Source organism: Saccharothrix longispora, assembly GCF_031455225.1.
Classification (GTDB): domain Bacteria; phylum Actinomycetota; class Actinomycetes; order Mycobacteriales; family Pseudonocardiaceae; genus Actinosynnema; species Actinosynnema longispora.
On record NZ_JAVDSG010000001.1, the window covers coordinates 8,172,576 to 8,189,186 of the forward strand.

Sequence of the window (16,611 nt, forward strand, 5' to 3'; positions counted from 1 at the left end):
CGCGCGCGCGAATAGGAGGTATGTAGAGCGTGCCTCATGGTGTTGGGGGCCCGCACCCGGGGGTACCCGATGCGGCGTGTCTTCGCCCTTACGGTTGCGCGTGGCAGGGCTGACAGTGTTCGCTGTCCGCGACTGGTAGTGACATCCGCGCGGCAGTCGTACCCCGACTGCCGCTGTTGTGTACTTGGAGGAGTGGAAGCCGTGGTCGCCGCGGAAGACGCCGGCAAGATCGGTGTCGCCGACAGGCTCGGGATCGAACCGGGCACCGTTGTCCAGGAGATCGGCTGGGACGAGGACGTCGACGACGACCTCCGTGCGGCGGTCGAAGAGCGGGTCGGGAGTGATCTGCTCGACGAGGATGCCGACGAGGTCGTGGACGTGGTCCTGCTGTGGTGGCGCGAGGACGACGGCGACCTGGCGGACGCCCTGATCAACGCGACGACGCCGTTGGCGGACGAGGGTCTGATCTGGGTGCTCACGCCCAAGACCGGCAGGTCCGGGCACGTCGAGCCCAGTGACATCGCCGAGGCCGCGTCCACCGCCGGCCTCGCGCAGACCTCCAACATCAACCTCAGCGGGGACTGGTCGGCGACCCGCCTCGTGTCGCCGAAGTCGGTCAAGGCCAAGCGCTGAGCCGGGATGTCCTAGGCTCGTGGACGGGCTCCCGCGCGATCGGGGGGCCCGTGCTCGGGCTGTGCGCTCGGAGAGGACGCTGACGTGGTGGAAGTGGGGGCCGTCGCGCCCGATTTCACGCTGCACGACCAGAACAGGCAGCGGGTGGCGCTCTCGTCGTTCCGCGGGTCGAAGCACGTCCTGCTGGTCTTCTACCCGTTCGCGTTCAGCGGCATCTGCACCGGCGAGCTGTGCCGGGTGCGGGACGAGCTGGCCACGTACGAGGCGGGGGACGTCCAGGTGCTGGGTGTGTCGGTGGACACACCGTTCAGCCTGAAGGCGTGGTCGGCGGAGCAGGGCTACGGCTTCCCGCTGCTGTCGGACTTCTGGCCGCACGGCGAGGTCGCCCGGGCGTACGGCGTGTTCGACGAGAAGTCGGGCATGGCGGTGCGCGGCACGTTCCTGGTGGACGTGGCCGGGGTGGTCCGCTACGCCGAGGTCAACGGTCCGGGTGAACCCCGCGACCAGGAGGCGTGGAAGAAGGCCGTGGCGGCCCTGTCCTGAATCTTCACTCCTTCGGGCATCCCCGGGTGTCCGGGAGGGGCGCGTAGCTCAGCGGAAGAGCACTCGGTTTACACCCGAGCGGTCGCAGGTTCGAATCCTGCCGCGCCCACCACGCAGCCCCGTTCGGACCACGCGCCGAAGCGGGATCGCGGTGCGCGGTCCTCTTGCACCGCCCGTCGCAGAGGTGTCGCCGCGGAACGAAGCCCGGAAGGCGCCGGAAGGGTGGCTCGCCGGCCGACCGGTGCCGCGCGCGTCGCCGGAGCCGCCCTCCACGGCGACCCGCGGCACGTCGGGGCTTGCCGCCAACCGCGATGAAGGCGGTTCACCGGCTGACCCCGCTGCGCCACAATCGAACGATGAAGCGCAAGGCGGTAAGGCGCCGGGATCGCCTGGAGCGTGAGCTGCCCAAGGCCGTGAGCGGCGAGGCGGCGAAGACCGCGATCAACCGCCAGGGGCAGAAGGCGCGTGCGCACATGGCCGGGCAAGGTCGGCAAGTCCGCGACGTGGCCGCGACGATCGCTCCCTGGTCGGGCAACGCGTGGAAGTACGGCCCGCCCAGTTCTGGCGATTTCCGTCACGTCGATCATCGTTATGAATTGGGCGCCACGCCCGCCGTGCTGGAGGGCACCGGCGGGCACGTCCGCCCGGAGCTCCGTCTCGCCCTCGACGATGCCGTGGTCACGTTGAGGCGGTTGCAGGCCGAGTGGGGCCCGTGGAATTGCAAGGACCAACGACATCACTTCGCTCCGCTGAGCGAGTTCTGCACTTCTCGCGTTCTCTTCGGTCGAAGCCTCGTGGAAGTCGGTGCCCTGTTCATCGACATCACCGGGTGGTCGATGTACCTGGTGCAGCCGGACAACCTCTACGGTCGTGACCAACTGGAGAAGGAGGTCCGGCGAATCCACCACAGGCTGTGCTTGCTCGCGGAGAGACTGTCGAAGGACTCCGTGCCCCGTCCGGTGGAGATGCGACCGCCCCGGTACGAACGGCTCCGGGACGGCGTGCTGGAGCGCCTTTTCGGAGCCGACCTCGACGCTCGGATCGATGCCGGGCACTCCCTGCTGCGGGGTCTGGGAAAAGGTGGTAATGGGCTGAAGGAGGTGTCGGTCTGGAACGATGCCGTCGTCGCCGTGCTGATGCGTGGTCTGGGCGAGGAGACGGTGCGCGGGTTCAGGTGCCAGACGATGGACGGCCGCGTCTGCAAGATCCCGAACGTGGACAGGGTGGTTCTCGGTTCGGCCTACCTGGAACTGGGCCTGGTCTACCTGGAGGAAGTGCGAAAGCGCTTGCCCGACTACGCGGAGGCCGCTGGTCAGCGGCCATGGGCGGGCGGCGGTGTGCACAACAGCGTCGACGGTTCCATCGGCAGTGCGGTGCAGGCCGGGTCGATCTACGGCGACGTGCACTTCCACAGCGGCAAGCCGGACAGCGGGCGATCCGGCTGATCCCGGGCCCCGGTCGTCGTGCGACCGGGCCCGTCCGCCGCGTCGTGTCGCCTGTTCGGGTGCCGCGGGTCGCGTCGGCCATCCCCGGTGGCCACGCGCGGGACGTGCTGCCGGCGTTCCCACGTGCCGCGACCGGTGGTCGTCCGTGCCCCGGTGGGGACGTCGGGCGTCGATGTCCCACTATCCGGGGCTTACGGGGGCGCGATCACCCCGTGATGCTGTCCGGCCATGTGCTCGTTCGAGATCCGCGCCACGCTGCCCGCCGGGCTTCCCCGCGACAAGGGCGAAGACATCCGGCGCGCCGTCGTCAGCCTCCTGGAGTTGTGGGACGTGGGCAGCCGCGAGGAGGACGCGGGCGGGTCCTGCGTCCTCCTCGTCGAGGTCGGCGTGGCCGCCGGGGTGGTCCGGTGAGCGGACGGGTGCTGCTGCCCGTCACCATCCGGCTCGCCGGGGGAGCGGGCGTGAGCGCGGTCGAGTTGGCACTGGTCGACGTGCTCGACGCGTTCGGCCTGGACATCACCGGGGCCGTGCCCACGCCCGCGGGGGCGTTCCGGGTGGCTCGGGCGCGCCGGCCGGGGTCGGCGGTCCAGGCGGACGCCGCGGTCGAGCGGATCGGGTGCGCGGTGCGCGGGGTGGTGGCCGGGGCGGCCGGGCTGGGGCGGGTCGGGCGGTTGGTGGGGGAGATGGGGCGGCACGAGAGCGCCTGCGTCCGGGTCGGCGGGTTGTTCGTGCTGAACGCCGGGGGCACGTTCGTCGCGCGCACCCTGCGGTCGTGCGTTTCCGCCCGGCGCGATCGGGACGACCGATCGGCGCATCAGGGGGCGCTCGATGTTCCCCGCGTGTGACGTCCTCCTGGTCCGGGGTGTCGCCGGCCCGTAACGTGACGCCATGTCGCCCAGGGTGGTCGCCGCGGTGGTCGGTGTCGCGTTCCTCCTGGCGGGGCTGCTGATCATGCTGCTTCCCCTCCGCACCAGCGGTTCGTCCGGGATTCCCGTCTCCTGCGGCAACAGCGTGGGCATGGCCTACGACGAGGTCGCGGTCGAGGCGGAGGGGGCCGCGTTCGTCGGGATCTGCTCCCGGTCGCGGGTGGAGCGGCTGACGTGGGCCGCACCCGTCACGGCGGTGGGCGCGCTGCTGCTCGCGGGCGCGGGCGTGGCGCGTCGGCGGCGAACCTAGCTACCCGTTGGTAGGGTCCGCTCTGTGACGTGGATGGTGTACGGGGTCAGCGGCTTCACCGGGGCGTTGGTGGCGGAACTCGCGGTGGCGCGCGGTGAACGGCCGGTGCTCGCCGGGCGGTCGGCGGAGAAGGTCCGGCCCGTCGCCGAGCGACTCGGGCTCGACCACCGGGTCTTCCCCCTCGGCAGGGCCGAGGAGGGGCTGGAGGGCATCGACGTCGTCGCGCACTGCGCCGGGCCGTTCTCGGCCACGTCCGGGCCGATGGTCGACGCGTGCCTGGCGACGGGCACCCACTACCTCGACATCACCGGTGAGATCGACGTCTTCGAGGCCGTCGCCCGGAGGCACGACGACGCCGTGGGAGCCGGGGTGGTGCTGCTGCCCGGTGTCGGTTTCGACGTCGTGCCGACCGACTGCGCCGCGGCGATGCTCAAGCAGGCCCTGCCGTCCGCCACGCACCTCGACCTCGCGTTCGTCGTCCAGGGCGGGGCGAGCGCGGGCACGGCGCGGACCGCCGTCGAGGGCGCGGGGTCCGGCGGGCGGGCGCGGGTGGACGGCGTGATCGGCCCGGTGCCGCTCGGCCGCCGCCGGCGCACGGCCCACTTCCGGGACCGGGACCGCGAGGTCGGCGCCATCCCGTGGGGCGACGTGAGCACCGCCTACCACTCGACCGGCATCCCGAACGTCACCACGTTCACGACGGTGCCCGCCCTGTTCGACACGATCCAGCCGCTCACCGCGCCGCTGATGCGGACGGGCGTGGCGCGGAAGCTCGGGACGGCTCTCGCGAAGCGCATCGGCGGACCGGACGCGGCGAAGCGTGCGCGCACGCGCAGCGAGGTGTTCGGCGAGGCCTGGGACGACGACGGCAACCGGGTCCGCGTGGCGCTGACCGGCCCCAACGCCTACGACCTCACCGCCGACTCGGTCGTCGAGGCCGCCCGGCGCGTCTCCGACGTGACCCCGGGCGCGCACACGCCGTCCAGCGCGTTCGGAGCGGACTACGTCCGGGCGCTGGACGGCGTGGTGGTCGACGGCCCTACGGGCGGGACGACAGCAGCGAGGTGATCTCCTGCGCCGCGCCGCCGGCGTCGAGCAGGTGGCGCAGGTTGTCGGGCAGCACGTCGCCGCGCTTCTGCACGGCCTGCGCGTACAGCCGGCCCGCGCGGTAGGACGAGCGGACCAGCGGACCGGCCATGACACCGGAGAAGCCGATCGACTCGGCGGTCTCCTTGTGCACGACGAACTCCTCCGGCTTCACCCACCGCTCCACCGGGTGGTGGCGCGGCGAGGGCCGCAGGTACTGCGTGATCGTGATGATCTCGCAGCCCGCGTCGTGCAGGTCGGACAGCGCCTCGGTGACCTCGTCGGGCGTCTCGCCCATGCCCAGGATCAAGTTGGACTTGGTGACCAGGCCCGCCTCGCGGGCGGCCGTGATGACCTCCAGCGACCGCTCGTAGCGGAACGCCGGCCGGATGCGCTTGAAGATCCGGGGCACGGTCTCCAGGTTGTGCGCGAGCACCTCGGGGCGGGAGGAGAAGACCTCCGCCAACTGCTCCGGCACCGCGTTGAAGTCCGGGATCAGCAGTTCGACGCCCGTGCCGGGGTTCAGCGCGTGGATCTGCCGCACGGTCTCCGCGTACAGCCACGCGCCGCCGTCCGCCAGGTCGTCACGCGCCACACCGGTCACGGTCGAGTAGCGCAGCCCCATGGCCTGCACGGACTCGGCCACGCGCCGGGGCTCGTCGCGGTCCAGGTCGGCGGGCTTGCCCGTGTCGATCTGGCAGAAGTCGCAGCGTCGGGTGCACTGCTCGCCACCGATCAGGAAGGTGGCTTCGCGGTCTTCCCAGCACTCGTAGATGTTGGGACAACCGGCTTCCTCGCACACCGTGTGCAGGCCCTCGCGTTTGACCAGGCCCTTGAGCTCCCGGTACTCGGGGCCCATCTTCGCCTTGGTCTTGATCCACGAGGGCTTCTTCTCGATGGGCGTTTGGCTGTTGCGGACTTCGAGCCGCAGCAGCTTCCGACCTTCAGGTACGACGGTCACGTCACCGACTTTACGTCACGAGGGGTCGGGCGCGACGCCCGTGAGCTCGGCCGTCAGGGCCCACAGCCGGCCGGCCGCGAGGTCGTCGCGGGCCGCCGCGGTGGACCCGACGCGGGTGGGGTGGCCGCGCGTGCCGCGGAACCCGTCCGGACCGTAGTAGCCGCCCCGCTCGACGTCCGGGGACGTGGCCGCGTAGAGCTGCGGCAACGCCCCCTTCTCGACCGGCTGGGCGAAGAAGTCGCTGATCTTGGCGCCGACGTCGACGAACCGGTTGCGCCGCGCGCGGGCCATGTTGGCGCTCAGCTCGGTGGCGGTGATGCCGGGGTGCGCGGCGACGGACGTCACGTCCACGCCGGCGGTGCGGGTGCGCCGGTCGAGTTCCCGGGCGAACAGCAGGTTCGCCAGCTTGGACTGCCCGTAGGCGCCCCACGCGGTGTACGGGCGGACCTCGTAGTCCGGGTCCGCCAGGTCGAGGGTCCCCATGGCGTGCGCCAGGCTCGACACGGTGACGACGCGCGCGCCCGGCCGGGTGCGCAGGGCGGGCATCAGCAGCCACGTCAGCGCGGCGTGGCCGAGGTGGTTGGTGCCGAACTGGCGCTCGAAGCCGTCGGCGGTGCGGCCCAGCGGCACGGCCATCACGCCGGCGTTGTTGACCAGCACGTCCAGCGCGTCACCGGTGCGCTCGCGGACCAGCGCGGCGGCGGCGCGGACCGAGGCCAGGTCGGCCAGGTCCAGCGGGACCAGCTCGGCCTCGGCACCGGACGCGAGCACGCGTTCCAGCGCGCGTCGCCCGCGTTCGGGCGAGCGGCAGGCGAGCAGCACGCGGGCGCCCTTCGCGCCCAGCACCTCGGCGGTGCGCAGGCCGAGGCCCGAGTTCGCCCCGGTGACCAGCACGGTGCGCCCGTGCTGGTCGGGGATGTCGGCTTCCGTCCACTTCGCCATGCGCATTTCCTACCGGTGTTCAGGCGCTCTTGGCGAACCGGCGGTGCCGACCGGGCACGACCGCACCCGTCGGGGCGCCGCGGACCAGCCGGGTGAACGCCCGGCCGACGCGCGTGATCTCCTCGGCGGGCTCGGACAGGTCGGCGAGCCCGGCGGTCAGGGCCAGCATCCGCTGCTCCCGCTCCACGGCCTCGGCGGGGGTCGGGCGCTCGTCGAGCACGGCGCGCAGCACGGGCTGCTCGGCGGCCAGTGCCCGCCACGTCCGGGTGACGATCTCCACGCGGTCGTCGTCGTCGGAACCCAGGGCGACGCCCAGGCGGCCGGTGAGCTGCTGCATCCAGCGGTAGTGCAGGGCCAGGAGCAGTTCGTCCTCGGTGGCGAACACGTCCCGGTCGAAGGCCGGCGGTGCTGCGGGATCGGCCGCCGCGGTGGCGAGCACGGCGTCCAGGGCGTCACGCCGTCGGTAGAAGTCGGTCCAACTCATGATCACGCCTCCCTCGTCGTGGTGACCGGCGTCATACCCCTAGTCTTCCACATACCGGCGGTATGGCCGTTGAGGCGAACATACCACGGGTACGTACCGCCGGTATGTCGTACGGTTGTGAACGTGGTGACAGTGCGGTCGAGGCGGTTGGAGTACTCCGAGTCCACGAGGCAGGCCCTCGTCGACAGCGCGGTGGAGCTGTTCACCAAACGGGGGTACGCGGGCACCTCGCTCGACGAGGTCGCCAAGCGGGCGCGGCTCACCAAGGGCGCGCTGTACCACCACTTCAGCGGCAAGCAGGCGTTGTTCGAGGCCGCGTTCGACTCGGTCGAGAACGCGTTCATGCGCAAGCTCACCGAGATCGTCAGCGCCCCCGGCGACCCGTGGGACACCGCCATCGCCGGCCTGCGCGCCTACGTCCGGGTGTGCCTGGAGGCGCCCTACCAGCGCATCGTCATCCACGAGGCGCCGGTCGTGATGGGCTGGGAGCGCTGGCGGGAGGCCGAGGAGCACTTCAGCTACGGGCTGCTGCGCTCCACGATCGAGGTGCTGGTCGAGTCCGGCGAGCTGGCGCAGCTGCCGGTCGAGACGATGTCGCGGCTGCTGTTCGGCGCGCTGTCGGCGGGCGCCAGCACGATCGCGGGCTCGTCCGACCCGCGCAAGGCCAGCGCCGAGGTCGAGCGGACCATCGTGCGCGTGGTCGAGGGACTGCGCGTGCGCCCGGACGAGGGGGCGCGGGCGCCCGCGGAGCCTGTGCGCGAGGACCGCCGGTCGTCCCGGTCGCGCCGCCGCTGAGGCCGGTCGCCGGGACTGCGCGTCAGGACTGCGCGCCGGGGTCGCGCGCCGGCGCTCGGATCGCGGCCGGACCGGAGCGGGGATTAGCGTGGTGACGTGGAACTCCGCATCTTCACCGAGCCCCAGCAGGGGGCTTCCTACGACGACCTGCTGGCCGTGGCGCGGACCGCCGAGGCCGCGGGCTACGGCGCCTTCTTCCGGTCCGACCACTACCTGGCGATGAGCGGTGACGGGCTGCCCGGCCCCACCGACGCCTGGATCACCCTCGCGGGCCTGGCCCGCGACACCGAGCGCATCCGCCTGGGCACGCTGATGACCGCCGCGACGTTCCGGCACCCCGGCCCGCTGGCGATCAGCGTCGCGCAGGTCGACGCGATGTCCGGCGGGCGCGTCGAGTTCGGCCTGGGCGCGGGCTGGTTCGAGGCCGAGCACACCGCCTACGGCCTGCCGTTCCCGTCCACCAAGGAGCGCTTCGAGCGGTACGCGGAGCAGTTGGAGGTCGTCACCGGCCTGTGGGGCACGCCGGACGGCGGGACGTTCTCGTTCGAGGGAGCGCACTACCGCCTCGTCGACTCGCCCGCGCTGCCCAAGCCCGCCCAGGCGAAGATCCCGGTCCTCGTCGGCGGCCTCGGCCCCAAGCGCACGCCCGCGCTGGCCGCGAAGTACGCCGACGAGTTCAACCTGCCGTTCGCGGGCGTGGACGCCGCCGTCGAGCAGTTCGCCCGCGTCGACGCGGCGTGCGAGGCCGCCGGGCGCGACCCGGGGGAGATCACCCGGTCCGTCGCGCTCGTGGTGTGCGTCGGCCGCGACGGCGCCGAGGTCGCCCGGCGCGCGGGGCGCATCGGCCGCGAGGAGGCCGAACTGCGGGAGAACGGGCTGACCGGCACGCCCGCCGAGGTGGTCGACAAGCTCGGCACGTGGCGCGAGCGGACCGGCATCAGCCGCGTCTACCTCCAGGTGCTCGACCTGGCCGACCTCGACCACGTGGAGCTGGTCGCCGCCGAGGTCGCGCCGCAGCTCTGACCGCGTTCAGGCGCCGATCGGGTCCAGGCGCCGGTCGGGTCAGGTCCGCAGCTGACCCGCCACGTCCGACGCGGCGGTGAGCAGGACGAGCACGGGGACGACGGCCTCGCTCCGCAGCCGGTAGCTCCCGCGCTTGTCCTGCTCCACCACGCCGGACGCGGTCAACGCCTTCAGGTGGTGGTACAGCTGACCCGTCGAGCCGAGCCGGGCGGCCTCCTGGAGCGCCGCCGGGGGTTGCGCGCCCTGCCCGAGCAGGGTCCGCACGATCTCCACCCGCACCGGGTGCGCCAACGCGGCCAGCACCTCGATCCGCGGCCGGTCGGCCAGCGCCAGCGCGTGCTCCGGCGTCACGTCGATCCGCCACGTCACGCGCCCGTCGCCCACGGCCACCCGGCCCCCGTAACCGACCTCGCCGCAGTCGACCCCGCTGTCACCGGCCTCGGGCGGCGCGGTGGTCGCCCGCGCGTCGCCCTCCAGCGCGGCCACGCGCTGCTCCAGCTCGGCAAGTCGCTGCACCAGGTCCACCGCTGTCATCCTAGGAGAGGCTGACCTGGAATCGGCGCAGCGCAGCGGGGTCGAGCAGGGTCTGTCGCACCAGCGAGACCAGCTCGCCCGAGGTCGCGAACCGCTGCTCGTCGACCTCCCGCACGAGCACGGCGGCCGACCCGACCCGGCCGTCCGCCCAGCGCACCGTCGTGCCGACGGTGAGGATGCCCGCCAGCGACCCGCCCTTGAACCCGACGCCCACCACGCCGGGCGGCGTCGGGCGACCGCGTTCGAGGTGGGTGCGGGCGACCTCGTCGGAGGTCAGCGAGCGGTGCGCGCGGTTCAGGCCCGCGGCGGTGCCGGCCCACGTCGTGCGCGCCCACGGCCGCCGGCCGTCGTAGGTGGCCGGCAGGTCGGGGAACTTCCCGAGCACCTCCAACTGGAGCCGCGGGTCCTCCAGGTAGCGCCGGACGTCGACCCGCCTGCCCAGGATGAACGCCAGGACCTCGCCGAGGATCTCCGGCACGGGTGCGGTGGGCCAGTCGTGGCGGGCGGCGGCGGCGCGCAGCAGGCCCTCGCCGAGCCGGTACCGCAGGAAGTCGGTGGCCGCGTTGTCGCTGAACCGGGTCATCGACGCGACCAGGTCGTCGAGCGTGACGAGGTGGTCGGGGTCGTCGGCGGTGACGCCGTTGGTCGAGCGGATGCCCAGGGCGCGCAGGGACGCGGGGTGCGCGCCGCCGTCGAGGCCCAGGTAGTACTGCTCCCAGTCGCCGACGCGGACCGGTTCGTCCGCGCGGACCAGGCCGGCGCGCAGGGCGGCCGAGTACCCGGCCAGGTGCACGACCTCGACGGCCGAGGCGAGGGGCTGCGGTTCGTGCGGGCGGTGCGCGACCCGCCCGCCGCGGCCGTCGTCCACGACCGCGGCGACGTGCCGCCGGTTCGCGCGGAACCAGGCGAGCCAGTCGTCCGCCTGGGTGCGCGCCTGTGCGGTGGTGGTGGCGGGCAGCAGGGTGGCCGCGCCCGCGGCGCCCCAGGCGCAGAGCAGGTGCCGTCGAGTCAGGAGCACGACGAATCTCCCCTCCGGTAGTCCGTAATTCCGGAATCTAGAGGGGGAGCGGTGTCCTTGTCAGCCGGTCCGCACCGCGAACGTCACACCCGCCGCCACGGGGTCCCGACGCGCCAGCGCGCGCTCGGTCAACGGCAGGTCGCCGTTCAGCGCGTCGATGACGGCCGCCCGCGCCAGCGGCCGCACCTCGTCCACGGTCACGTCCCGGCCCAGCTCGTGCGACAGCGACGCGACGCCCGCGTCCCGGATGCCGCACGGGATGATCGCGCCGAACGCGTCCAGGTCCGCGTTGCAGTTGATCTCGAAGCCGTGCATGGTCACGCCGCGCTGCACCCGGATGCCGATGGCGGCCACCTTGCGCTCGACGCCCTTGTCGTCGGCCGCGATCCACACGCCGCTGCGCCCCTCGACGCGGCCCGTGGGCACGCCGAGCTGGTCGCACACGTGGATCAGCGCCTGCTCCAGGCGGCGCACGTACCGCACGACGTCCAGCGGCTCGGTGAGGGCCACGATCGGGTAACCCACCAGCTGGCCCGGGCCGTGCCAGGTGATCTTGCCACCCCGGTCGACGTCGACGACCGGGATGTCGCCGCCCGTCGGGCGCTCCTCGGGCTCGGTGCGCCGGCCGCAGGTGTAGACCGAGGGGTGCTCCAGCAGGAGCATCGTGTCGCCGATCGCGCCCTCGGCGCGCCGCTCGGCCAGCTCGCGCTGCAGGTCCCAGGCGGCCAGGTAGTCGATGGTGCCCAGTTCGCGCACGTCGATCGGGTCGGTCGAGGCGCGGCAGGAGAGGTCAGGACTGCTCACGCCTCGACCCTACGCCCAGCGGCAGCAGCCGCAGGGCGTGGGCGACGAGCAGCCCGACGCCGGTCACGGCGAGGACCGCGCCCGCGGTGTCGGTGAACCAGTGCATCTCCAGCACGACGCGGCTCGCGGCCGTGGCGCCGACGGCCGCGACGGCCAGCGCGACGGCCGCGCGCAGGTGCCTGCGGGCCAGGTGGGCGGTCAGCACGACGGCGGTGAACGCGACCGCCGCGACCGCGGTGACGTGCCCGCTCGGGTAGCTCCACTTCGGGAAGTCGATCGGCCGGACCCGCTGGTAGACGTGACGCGCGAAGACCGTCGACCAGCACGCGCCGAGCAGCGCGGCCGCCCTGAGGACGAGCGGGTCCCGCGCGAGCGCGGCCCGTGCGACCAGGGACAGCAGGGCGATCGTGGCCAGGCCGGGGCTCAGCACGAAGCTGACGACCGTCGCCGAGTGGGTGAACCCCGGCTCCAGGTCCGCCGCGGCCAGGTGCAGGCCGCGGTCCACCGCCGGCACGTCCCGGCGCACCGAGAAGCCCAGCACCAGCGAGGCCAGCGCGAGGAGCGCGCCGACCGGGACCAGGATCACCGTCCCGCGGCCGCCGCCACGGCCGCCCCGAGCGCGGGGTGCAGGAACGTGAAGCCGTGCCGGTCGAGCACGCGGGGGACGGCCCGCTGACCGGCCAGGACGCCCTCCTCCGCGAGCTGGCCGAGGACGGCCCTGAGGACGAAGCCGGGTACCACCCACGGCGTCGGGCGGTGCAGCGCGTGCCCGACGGTGCGGGTGAACTCGGCGTTCGTGACCGGGCTGGGCGCCGTCAGGTTCACCGGCCCGCGCACGTCGTCGTGCTCCAGGACGAACCGGATGGCCGACACGGCGTCGTCGAGGGAGATCCACGGCATGTACTGGCGGCCGTCGCCGAGGCGACCGCCGAGGAAGAACGTGAACAGCGGCCGGATCGCGCCGAACAACCCCCCGGACGGGCTGATCACCAGCCCGGTGCGCAGCGTCACCACCCGCGCGGCCGCCTCGGCGGGCGCGGTCGCCGCCTCCCACTGGCGGCACAGGTCGGCCAGGAAGCCGGTGCCCGAGGGGGTGTCCTCGGTGACGAGCTCGTCACCGGTGTCGCCGTAGTAGCCGATGGCGCTCGCGTTCACCAGGACCGGCACGCCGTGCTCCACGACCGCGGCGGCGAGCACCTCGGTCGGCACCGTGCGGCTGTCCAGCAGCACCTGCTTGCGCGCGTCCGTCCACCGCTTGTCGGCCACCCCGGCGCCGCACAGGTTGACCACCGCGTCCGCGCCGTCGAGGCAGCCCGCGTCGATCCGCGCGGCGGGCGGGTCCCAGCCGCGTTCGTCGGGGGCCGCCGGGCGGCGGCGGACCAACCGCACGACCTCGTGCCCGGCGCCGCGCAACGCGGCCACCAGACTCGTGCCGATCAGACCCGACGAACCCGCCACGACCACCCGCATGCCTTGATCGTCCCGCAGGGGGCGTCGGGTTGCACAGCGGCCGGCGAGTCGTCCACGTCACCCGAAGCGGTCGTCGTGCGCCGTGCGCCGTCCGTCAGTCCTCGTCGTCCTCGTCCGGCAGCTCGAACCGGAAGAAGAGGGACAGGGTGAAGGGTTCGGGCTCGTCGAACGCGCAGTCCCAGTCGAGGCCCATGATGAACACGTCGTGCGCGCCGACCCACTCCATCGCCTTGCGGAAGGCGTCGGCGTTGGTGGCGCCGCTGAACAGCCGGCGGGCGACCGGGTGGACCTGGCCCTCGTCGTCGTCGGAGTCGTCGAAGCCGGGCGGGACTTCCAGGCACATGTCCGGGTCCATGCCGCACATCCTGCCGGCGGACGCCGGCGGAACGGCGAGGGCCGCCCCCGCCGACAGCGGGAGCGGCCCTCGGAAGAGCTGTCGTCAGAGGCCGAGGTCGGCTTCGAAAGAGCCCTCTTCCAGGCGGTTCTTCACGGTGGTGAGGAAGCGGCCCGCGTCGGCGCCGTCCACCAGCCGGTGGTCGTAGGTCAGGGCCAGGTAGGCCATCGAACGGATGGCGATGGTGTCGTCGCCGCTCTCGTCCGTGATCACGACCGGGCGCTTCTTGACCACGCCGACGCCCAGGATGCCGACCTGCGGCTGCTGGATGATCGGGGTGTCGAACAGCGCGCCGTTGCTGCCCAGGTTGGTCAGCGAGAACGTGCCGCCGGTCAGCTCGTCCGGCGTCAACTTGTTCGCGCGCGCCCGCGAGGCCAGGTCGCCGATCTTGTGCGACAGGCCCGCCAGGTTCAGGTCACCCGCGTTCGCGATCACCGCGTTGAGCAGGCCGCGCTCGGTGTCGATCGCGATGCCCAGGTGCTCGGCGCCGTGGTAGACGACCTCCTTCTTCTCCTCGTCGATGGAGGCGTTCAGCACCGGGTGCTGCTTCAGCGCCTCCACGGCGGCCTTGGCGAAGAACGGCAGGAACGTCAGCTTCGTGCCCTCGCGCTGCTCGAACGCGACCTTGGCGCGGTTGCGCAGCCGGGCGATCTTGGTGACGTCCACCTCGAACACCTGGGTGAGCTGCGCCGAGACCTGGAGGGACTCGCGGGTCCGCTGGGCCACGATCTGGCGCAGCCGGGGCAGCTTCTGCACGGTGCCGCGCTTGCCGCTGGTGTCGGCGGCCGGGGTGGCGGTGCGCTGCGCCGGGGCGGACGCGGCCGGGGCGGCGGGAGCGGCCGGCGCGGGGGCCGGGGCCTTCTTCGCCTCGACGGCGGCCAGCACGTCCTGCTTGCGGATGCGGCCGCCGACGCCGGTGCCCTTGAGGGCGTTCAGGTCGATGCCGTTCTCCGACGCCAGCTTGCGCACCAGCGGCGTGACGTAAGGCGCGCCGTTCGACGACTCGTCACCGGACGGGGCGGCCTCGGCCTGCGCGGGGGCCTCGGCGGGAGCGGGCTTCGGGGCCTCCTGCTTGGGCTCCTCCTGCTTCGGGGCCTCCTGCTTCGGCTCCTCCTGCTTCGGCTCCGCCTTGGGCTCGGCCTTCGGCTCCTCGGTCTTCGGCTGCTCGGCCTCGGGGGCCGGCGAACCGGAGCCGACGACGGCCAGCTGACCGCCGACCTCGACGGTCTCGTCCTCGCCCGCGGTGATCTCCAGCAGGGTGCCGGCGACCGGGGACGGGATCTCGGTGTCGACCTTGTCGGTCGAGACCTCCAGCAGCGGCTCGTCGACCTCGACCGAGTCGCCGACGGCCTTCAGCCACCGGGTCACGGTGCCCTCGGTGACGCTCTCGCCCAGGGCGGGCATGGTCACCGGGGTGCCCTCGGCCGGGCCGGAACCCGAACCGGAGTCGGACCGCGCCGGCTCCTCGGGCTGGGGCTCGGGCTCGGACTGCGGCTCGGACTGCGGCTCGGGCTGCGCCTCTTCGGCGGGCGCGGTGCCGCCGCCGGAGGTCGAGTCGGAGGACCCGGAGTCGGAACCGGAACCGTCGCCGATCACGGCCAGCTCGGCGCCGACCTCGACGGTCTCGTCCTCCTGGGCGACGATCTTCTGGAGCACGCCGGCGGCGGGCGAGGGGATCTCGGTGTCGACCTTGTCGGTCGAGACCTCCAGCAACGGCTCGTCGACCTCGACGCGGTCACCCTCCTGCTTCAACCAGCGGGTGACCGTGCCCTCGGTGACGCTTTCGCCGAGTGCGGGCATTTGGACGGAGAAGGCCATCTTTTCGCTGACTCCTCGTGCGTGGGTCGAAGTTCGGCTGACTGGGGTGCGACGGTCAGCCGTGCACGTGCAGCGGCTTGCCGGCCAAGGCGAGGAAGGCTTCGCCGAGGGCTTCTGTCTGGGTCGGGTGGGCGTGGATCAGCGGAGCCACGTCCTCGGGGTACGCCTCCCAGCTGTAGATCAGCTGGGCTTCACCGATCAGCTCGCCGACCCGCTCGCCGACCATGGTGACACCGACCACCGGGCCATCGGGCGCCTTCACGAGCTTGACGCCACCGGCGGTCTTCAGGATCTGGCTCTTGCCGTTGCCCGCGAGGTCGTAGACGAACGTCTCGACGGAGCCGTACTTCTCCTTCGCGGCGGCCTCGGTGAGACCCACCGACGCGACCTCGGGCTTGCAGTAGGTGACGCGCGGGATGCCCGCCTCGTCGATCACCTTCGGGTTCTGGCCCGCGATCTCCTCGGCCACGAAGATGCCCTGCTGGAAGCCGCGGTGCGCGAGCTGGAGGCCGCGGACGATGTCGCCGACGGCGTACACGCCGGGCAGCGAGGTCTCCAGGCGCTCGTTCGTGGTGACGAAACCGCGCTCGACCGCGACGCCCGCCTCCTCGTAGCCGTGGCCGGCGGTGTTCGGGCCGCGGCCGACGGCCACCAGCAGCAGGTCGGCGTCGAGCACGTCGCCGGACTCCAGGGTCACCGAGACGCCGGCCTCGCTCTGGGTGGCGCCGGTGAACTTCACGCCGGTCTTGAACTTGATGCCGCGGCGGCGGAACGCGCGCTCCAGCTGCTTGGACGCGTACTCGTCCTCGGCGGGGACCAGACGGGGCAGCGCCTCCACGATGGTCACGTCCGCGCCGAACGAGGACCACACGCTGGCGAACTCGACGCCGATCACGCCGCCGCCGAGCACTACGACCTTCTCCGGGACGAAGTCCAGGTTGAGCGCCTGGTCGCTGGTGATGATCCGGCCGCCGATCTCCAGGCCGGGCAGGCTGCGGGCGTACGAGCCGGTGGCCAGCACGACGTTCTTGCCGGTGTACCGGTCGCCGTTCACCTCGACGGTCTTGTCGCCGACGAACGTGCCCGCGCCCTCGACCAGGGTGACCTTGTTCGCCTTGGCCAGACCCTGGAGGCCCTTGTAGAGCCGGCCGACCACGCCGTCCTTGTAGGAGTTCACACCCGCGATGTCGATGCCCTCCAGCGACGACTTCACCCCGAACTGGTCGCCCTCGCGCGCGTTGTCCGCGACCTCCGCCGCGTGCAGCAGCGCCTTGGTCGGGATGCAGCCGCGGTGCAGGCAGGTGCCCCCCAGCTTGTCCTTCTCGACCAGGACGACGGACAGGCCGAGCTCCGCCGCGCGGAACGCGCAGGCGTAGCCGCCCGAGCCGCCACCGAGGATCACGAGGTCGGCGGAGGTGTCGGTCACGGGATCTCCCTGGAGAGCTTGATGCCTTACTCCGCGCGGGTGCGCGCGTGTGGTTTCCA

The 16,611-nt window shown here is 72.8% G+C and carries 20 protein-coding genes and 1 tRNA gene; 10 read left to right on the forward strand and 11 right to left on the reverse strand.

Going from position 1 to position 16,611, the window contains the following annotated elements; genetic code table 11:
- Positions 1-201: 201 nt before the first annotated feature.
- From J2S66_RS36030 to J2S66_RS36065, 8 genes are all read left to right on the forward strand, one after another.
- On the forward strand, positions 202-633 hold the full coding sequence (locus J2S66_RS36030) for a DUF3052 domain-containing protein (protein WP_306747026.1): 432 nt from the start codon (positions 202-204) through the stop codon (positions 631-633).
- Between the two features lie 84 nt (positions 634-717).
- Positions 718-1,176 carry a peroxiredoxin gene (locus J2S66_RS36035; protein WP_310314017.1) on the forward strand — a complete coding sequence of 153 codons (459 nt, stop codon included), beginning with the start codon at positions 718-720 and terminating at the stop codon, positions 1,174-1,176.
- Between the two features lie 37 nt (positions 1,177-1,213).
- Positions 1,214-1,288 (forward strand) — tRNA-Val (locus tag J2S66_RS36040).
- Positions 1,289-1,532: 244 nt separating this feature from the next.
- The gene (locus J2S66_RS36045) at positions 1,533-2,621 is read left to right on the forward strand and encodes a hypothetical protein (RefSeq protein ID WP_310314020.1); all 1,089 of its coding nucleotides are present in this window, start codon (positions 1,533-1,535) and stop codon (positions 2,619-2,621) included.
- 228 nt (positions 2,622-2,849) lie between these two features.
- Positions 2,850-3,032, forward strand: coding sequence for a hypothetical protein (locus tag J2S66_RS36050; RefSeq protein WP_310314023.1), 183 nt, complete (start codon positions 2,850-2,852; stop codon positions 3,030-3,032).
- Positions 3,029-3,466: a hypothetical protein gene (locus tag J2S66_RS36055; protein ID WP_310314025.1), complete on the forward strand. Its 438-nt coding sequence runs from the start codon at positions 3,029-3,031 to the stop codon at positions 3,464-3,466. Before J2S66_RS36050 ends, J2S66_RS36055 begins: the two co-directional genes overlap by 4 nt.
- A 43-nt stretch (positions 3,467-3,509) precedes the next feature.
- The gene (locus J2S66_RS36060) at positions 3,510-3,797 is read left to right on the forward strand and encodes a hypothetical protein (RefSeq protein WP_310314028.1); all 288 of its coding nucleotides are present in this window, start codon (positions 3,510-3,512) and stop codon (positions 3,795-3,797) included.
- Between the two features lie 33 nt (positions 3,798-3,830).
- Entirely contained in the window at positions 3,831-4,865 is a 1,035-nt protein-coding gene (locus tag J2S66_RS36065; RefSeq protein ID WP_310315357.1) for a saccharopine dehydrogenase family protein, read from the forward strand.
- On the opposite strand, the gene lipA is transcribed toward J2S66_RS36065, so the two are convergent.
- Genes lipA through J2S66_RS36080 form a run of 3 tightly spaced genes read right to left on the reverse strand, consistent with a single transcriptional unit; the run spans position 4,837 to position 7,270 of the window.
- The gene (gene lipA, locus J2S66_RS36070; protein ID WP_306747022.1) at positions 4,837-5,844 is read right to left on the reverse strand and encodes a lipoyl synthase; all 1,008 of its coding nucleotides are present in this window, start codon (positions 5,842-5,844) and stop codon (positions 4,837-4,839) included. The two genes, J2S66_RS36065 and lipA, sit on opposite strands and share 29 nt — an antisense overlap.
- 15 nt (positions 5,845-5,859) lie before the next feature.
- Positions 5,860-6,786: an oxidoreductase gene (locus J2S66_RS36075; protein ID WP_310314030.1), complete on the reverse strand. Its 927-nt coding sequence runs from the start codon at positions 6,784-6,786 to the stop codon at positions 5,860-5,862.
- A 19-nt stretch (positions 6,787-6,805) separates the two neighbouring features.
- On the reverse strand, positions 6,806-7,270 hold the full coding sequence (locus tag J2S66_RS36080) for a hypothetical protein (protein WP_310314033.1): 465 nt from the start codon (positions 7,268-7,270) through the stop codon (positions 6,806-6,808).
- Between the two features lie 132 nt (positions 7,271-7,402).
- Between J2S66_RS36080 and J2S66_RS36085 the strand changes: the two genes are divergently transcribed.
- Both J2S66_RS36085 and J2S66_RS36090 read left to right on the forward strand, forming a co-directional pair.
- On the forward strand, positions 7,403-8,065 hold the full coding sequence (locus J2S66_RS36085; protein ID WP_310315360.1) for a TetR/AcrR family transcriptional regulator: 663 nt from the start codon (positions 7,403-7,405) through the stop codon (positions 8,063-8,065).
- 96 nt (positions 8,066-8,161) lie between these two features.
- Positions 8,162-9,088 carry an LLM class F420-dependent oxidoreductase gene (locus tag J2S66_RS36090; RefSeq protein WP_310314036.1) on the forward strand — a complete coding sequence of 309 codons (927 nt, stop codon included), beginning with the start codon at positions 8,162-8,164 and terminating at the stop codon, positions 9,086-9,088.
- A gap of 39 nt (positions 9,089-9,127) precedes the next feature.
- Here the strand turns inward: J2S66_RS36090 and J2S66_RS36095 are convergent, their stop codons facing one another.
- The 8 genes from J2S66_RS36095 to lpdA form a co-directional block, all read right to left on the reverse strand.
- Positions 9,128-9,622 (reverse strand): ArsR/SmtB family transcription factor, encoded by a 495-nt coding sequence (locus J2S66_RS36095; RefSeq protein WP_310314039.1) that lies wholly within the window; start codon positions 9,620-9,622, stop codon positions 9,128-9,130.
- A gap of 1 nt (position 9,623) precedes the next feature.
- Positions 9,624-10,640: a serine hydrolase gene (locus J2S66_RS36100; RefSeq protein WP_310314042.1), complete on the reverse strand. Its 1,017-nt coding sequence runs from the start codon at positions 10,638-10,640 to the stop codon at positions 9,624-9,626.
- A 60-nt stretch (positions 10,641-10,700) separates the two neighbouring features.
- Positions 10,701-11,444 carry a lipoyl(octanoyl) transferase LipB gene (gene lipB / locus J2S66_RS36105; protein ID WP_310314045.1) on the reverse strand — a complete coding sequence of 248 codons (744 nt, stop codon included), beginning with the start codon at positions 11,442-11,444 and terminating at the stop codon, positions 10,701-10,703.
- The gene (locus J2S66_RS36110; RefSeq protein WP_310314049.1) at positions 11,431-12,030 is read right to left on the reverse strand and encodes a phosphatase PAP2 family protein; all 600 of its coding nucleotides are present in this window, start codon (positions 12,028-12,030) and stop codon (positions 11,431-11,433) included. Before J2S66_RS36110 ends, lipB begins: the two co-directional genes overlap by 14 nt.
- The gene (locus J2S66_RS36115) at positions 12,027-12,914 is read right to left on the reverse strand and encodes a TIGR01777 family oxidoreductase (protein ID WP_310314052.1); all 888 of its coding nucleotides are present in this window, start codon (positions 12,912-12,914) and stop codon (positions 12,027-12,029) included. The genes J2S66_RS36110 and J2S66_RS36115 overlap by 4 nt, the downstream gene beginning before the upstream one ends.
- A 94-nt stretch (positions 12,915-13,008) precedes the next feature.
- A complete protein-coding gene (locus J2S66_RS36120; protein WP_310314055.1) occupies positions 13,009-13,269 on the reverse strand; it encodes a hypothetical protein in 261 nt (86 codons plus the stop codon).
- A gap of 84 nt (positions 13,270-13,353) precedes the next feature.
- On the reverse strand, positions 13,354-15,126 hold the full coding sequence (gene sucB, locus J2S66_RS36125; RefSeq protein WP_310314057.1) for a 2-oxoglutarate dehydrogenase, E2 component, dihydrolipoamide succinyltransferase: 1,773 nt from the start codon (positions 15,124-15,126) through the stop codon (positions 13,354-13,356).
- 55 nt (positions 15,127-15,181) lie between these two features.
- Complete coding sequence (gene lpdA, locus J2S66_RS36130; protein ID WP_310314060.1) at positions 15,182-16,552, reverse strand: dihydrolipoyl dehydrogenase; 1,371 nt, start codon at positions 16,550-16,552, stop codon at positions 15,182-15,184.
- Positions 16,553-16,611 lie beyond the last annotated feature (59 nt).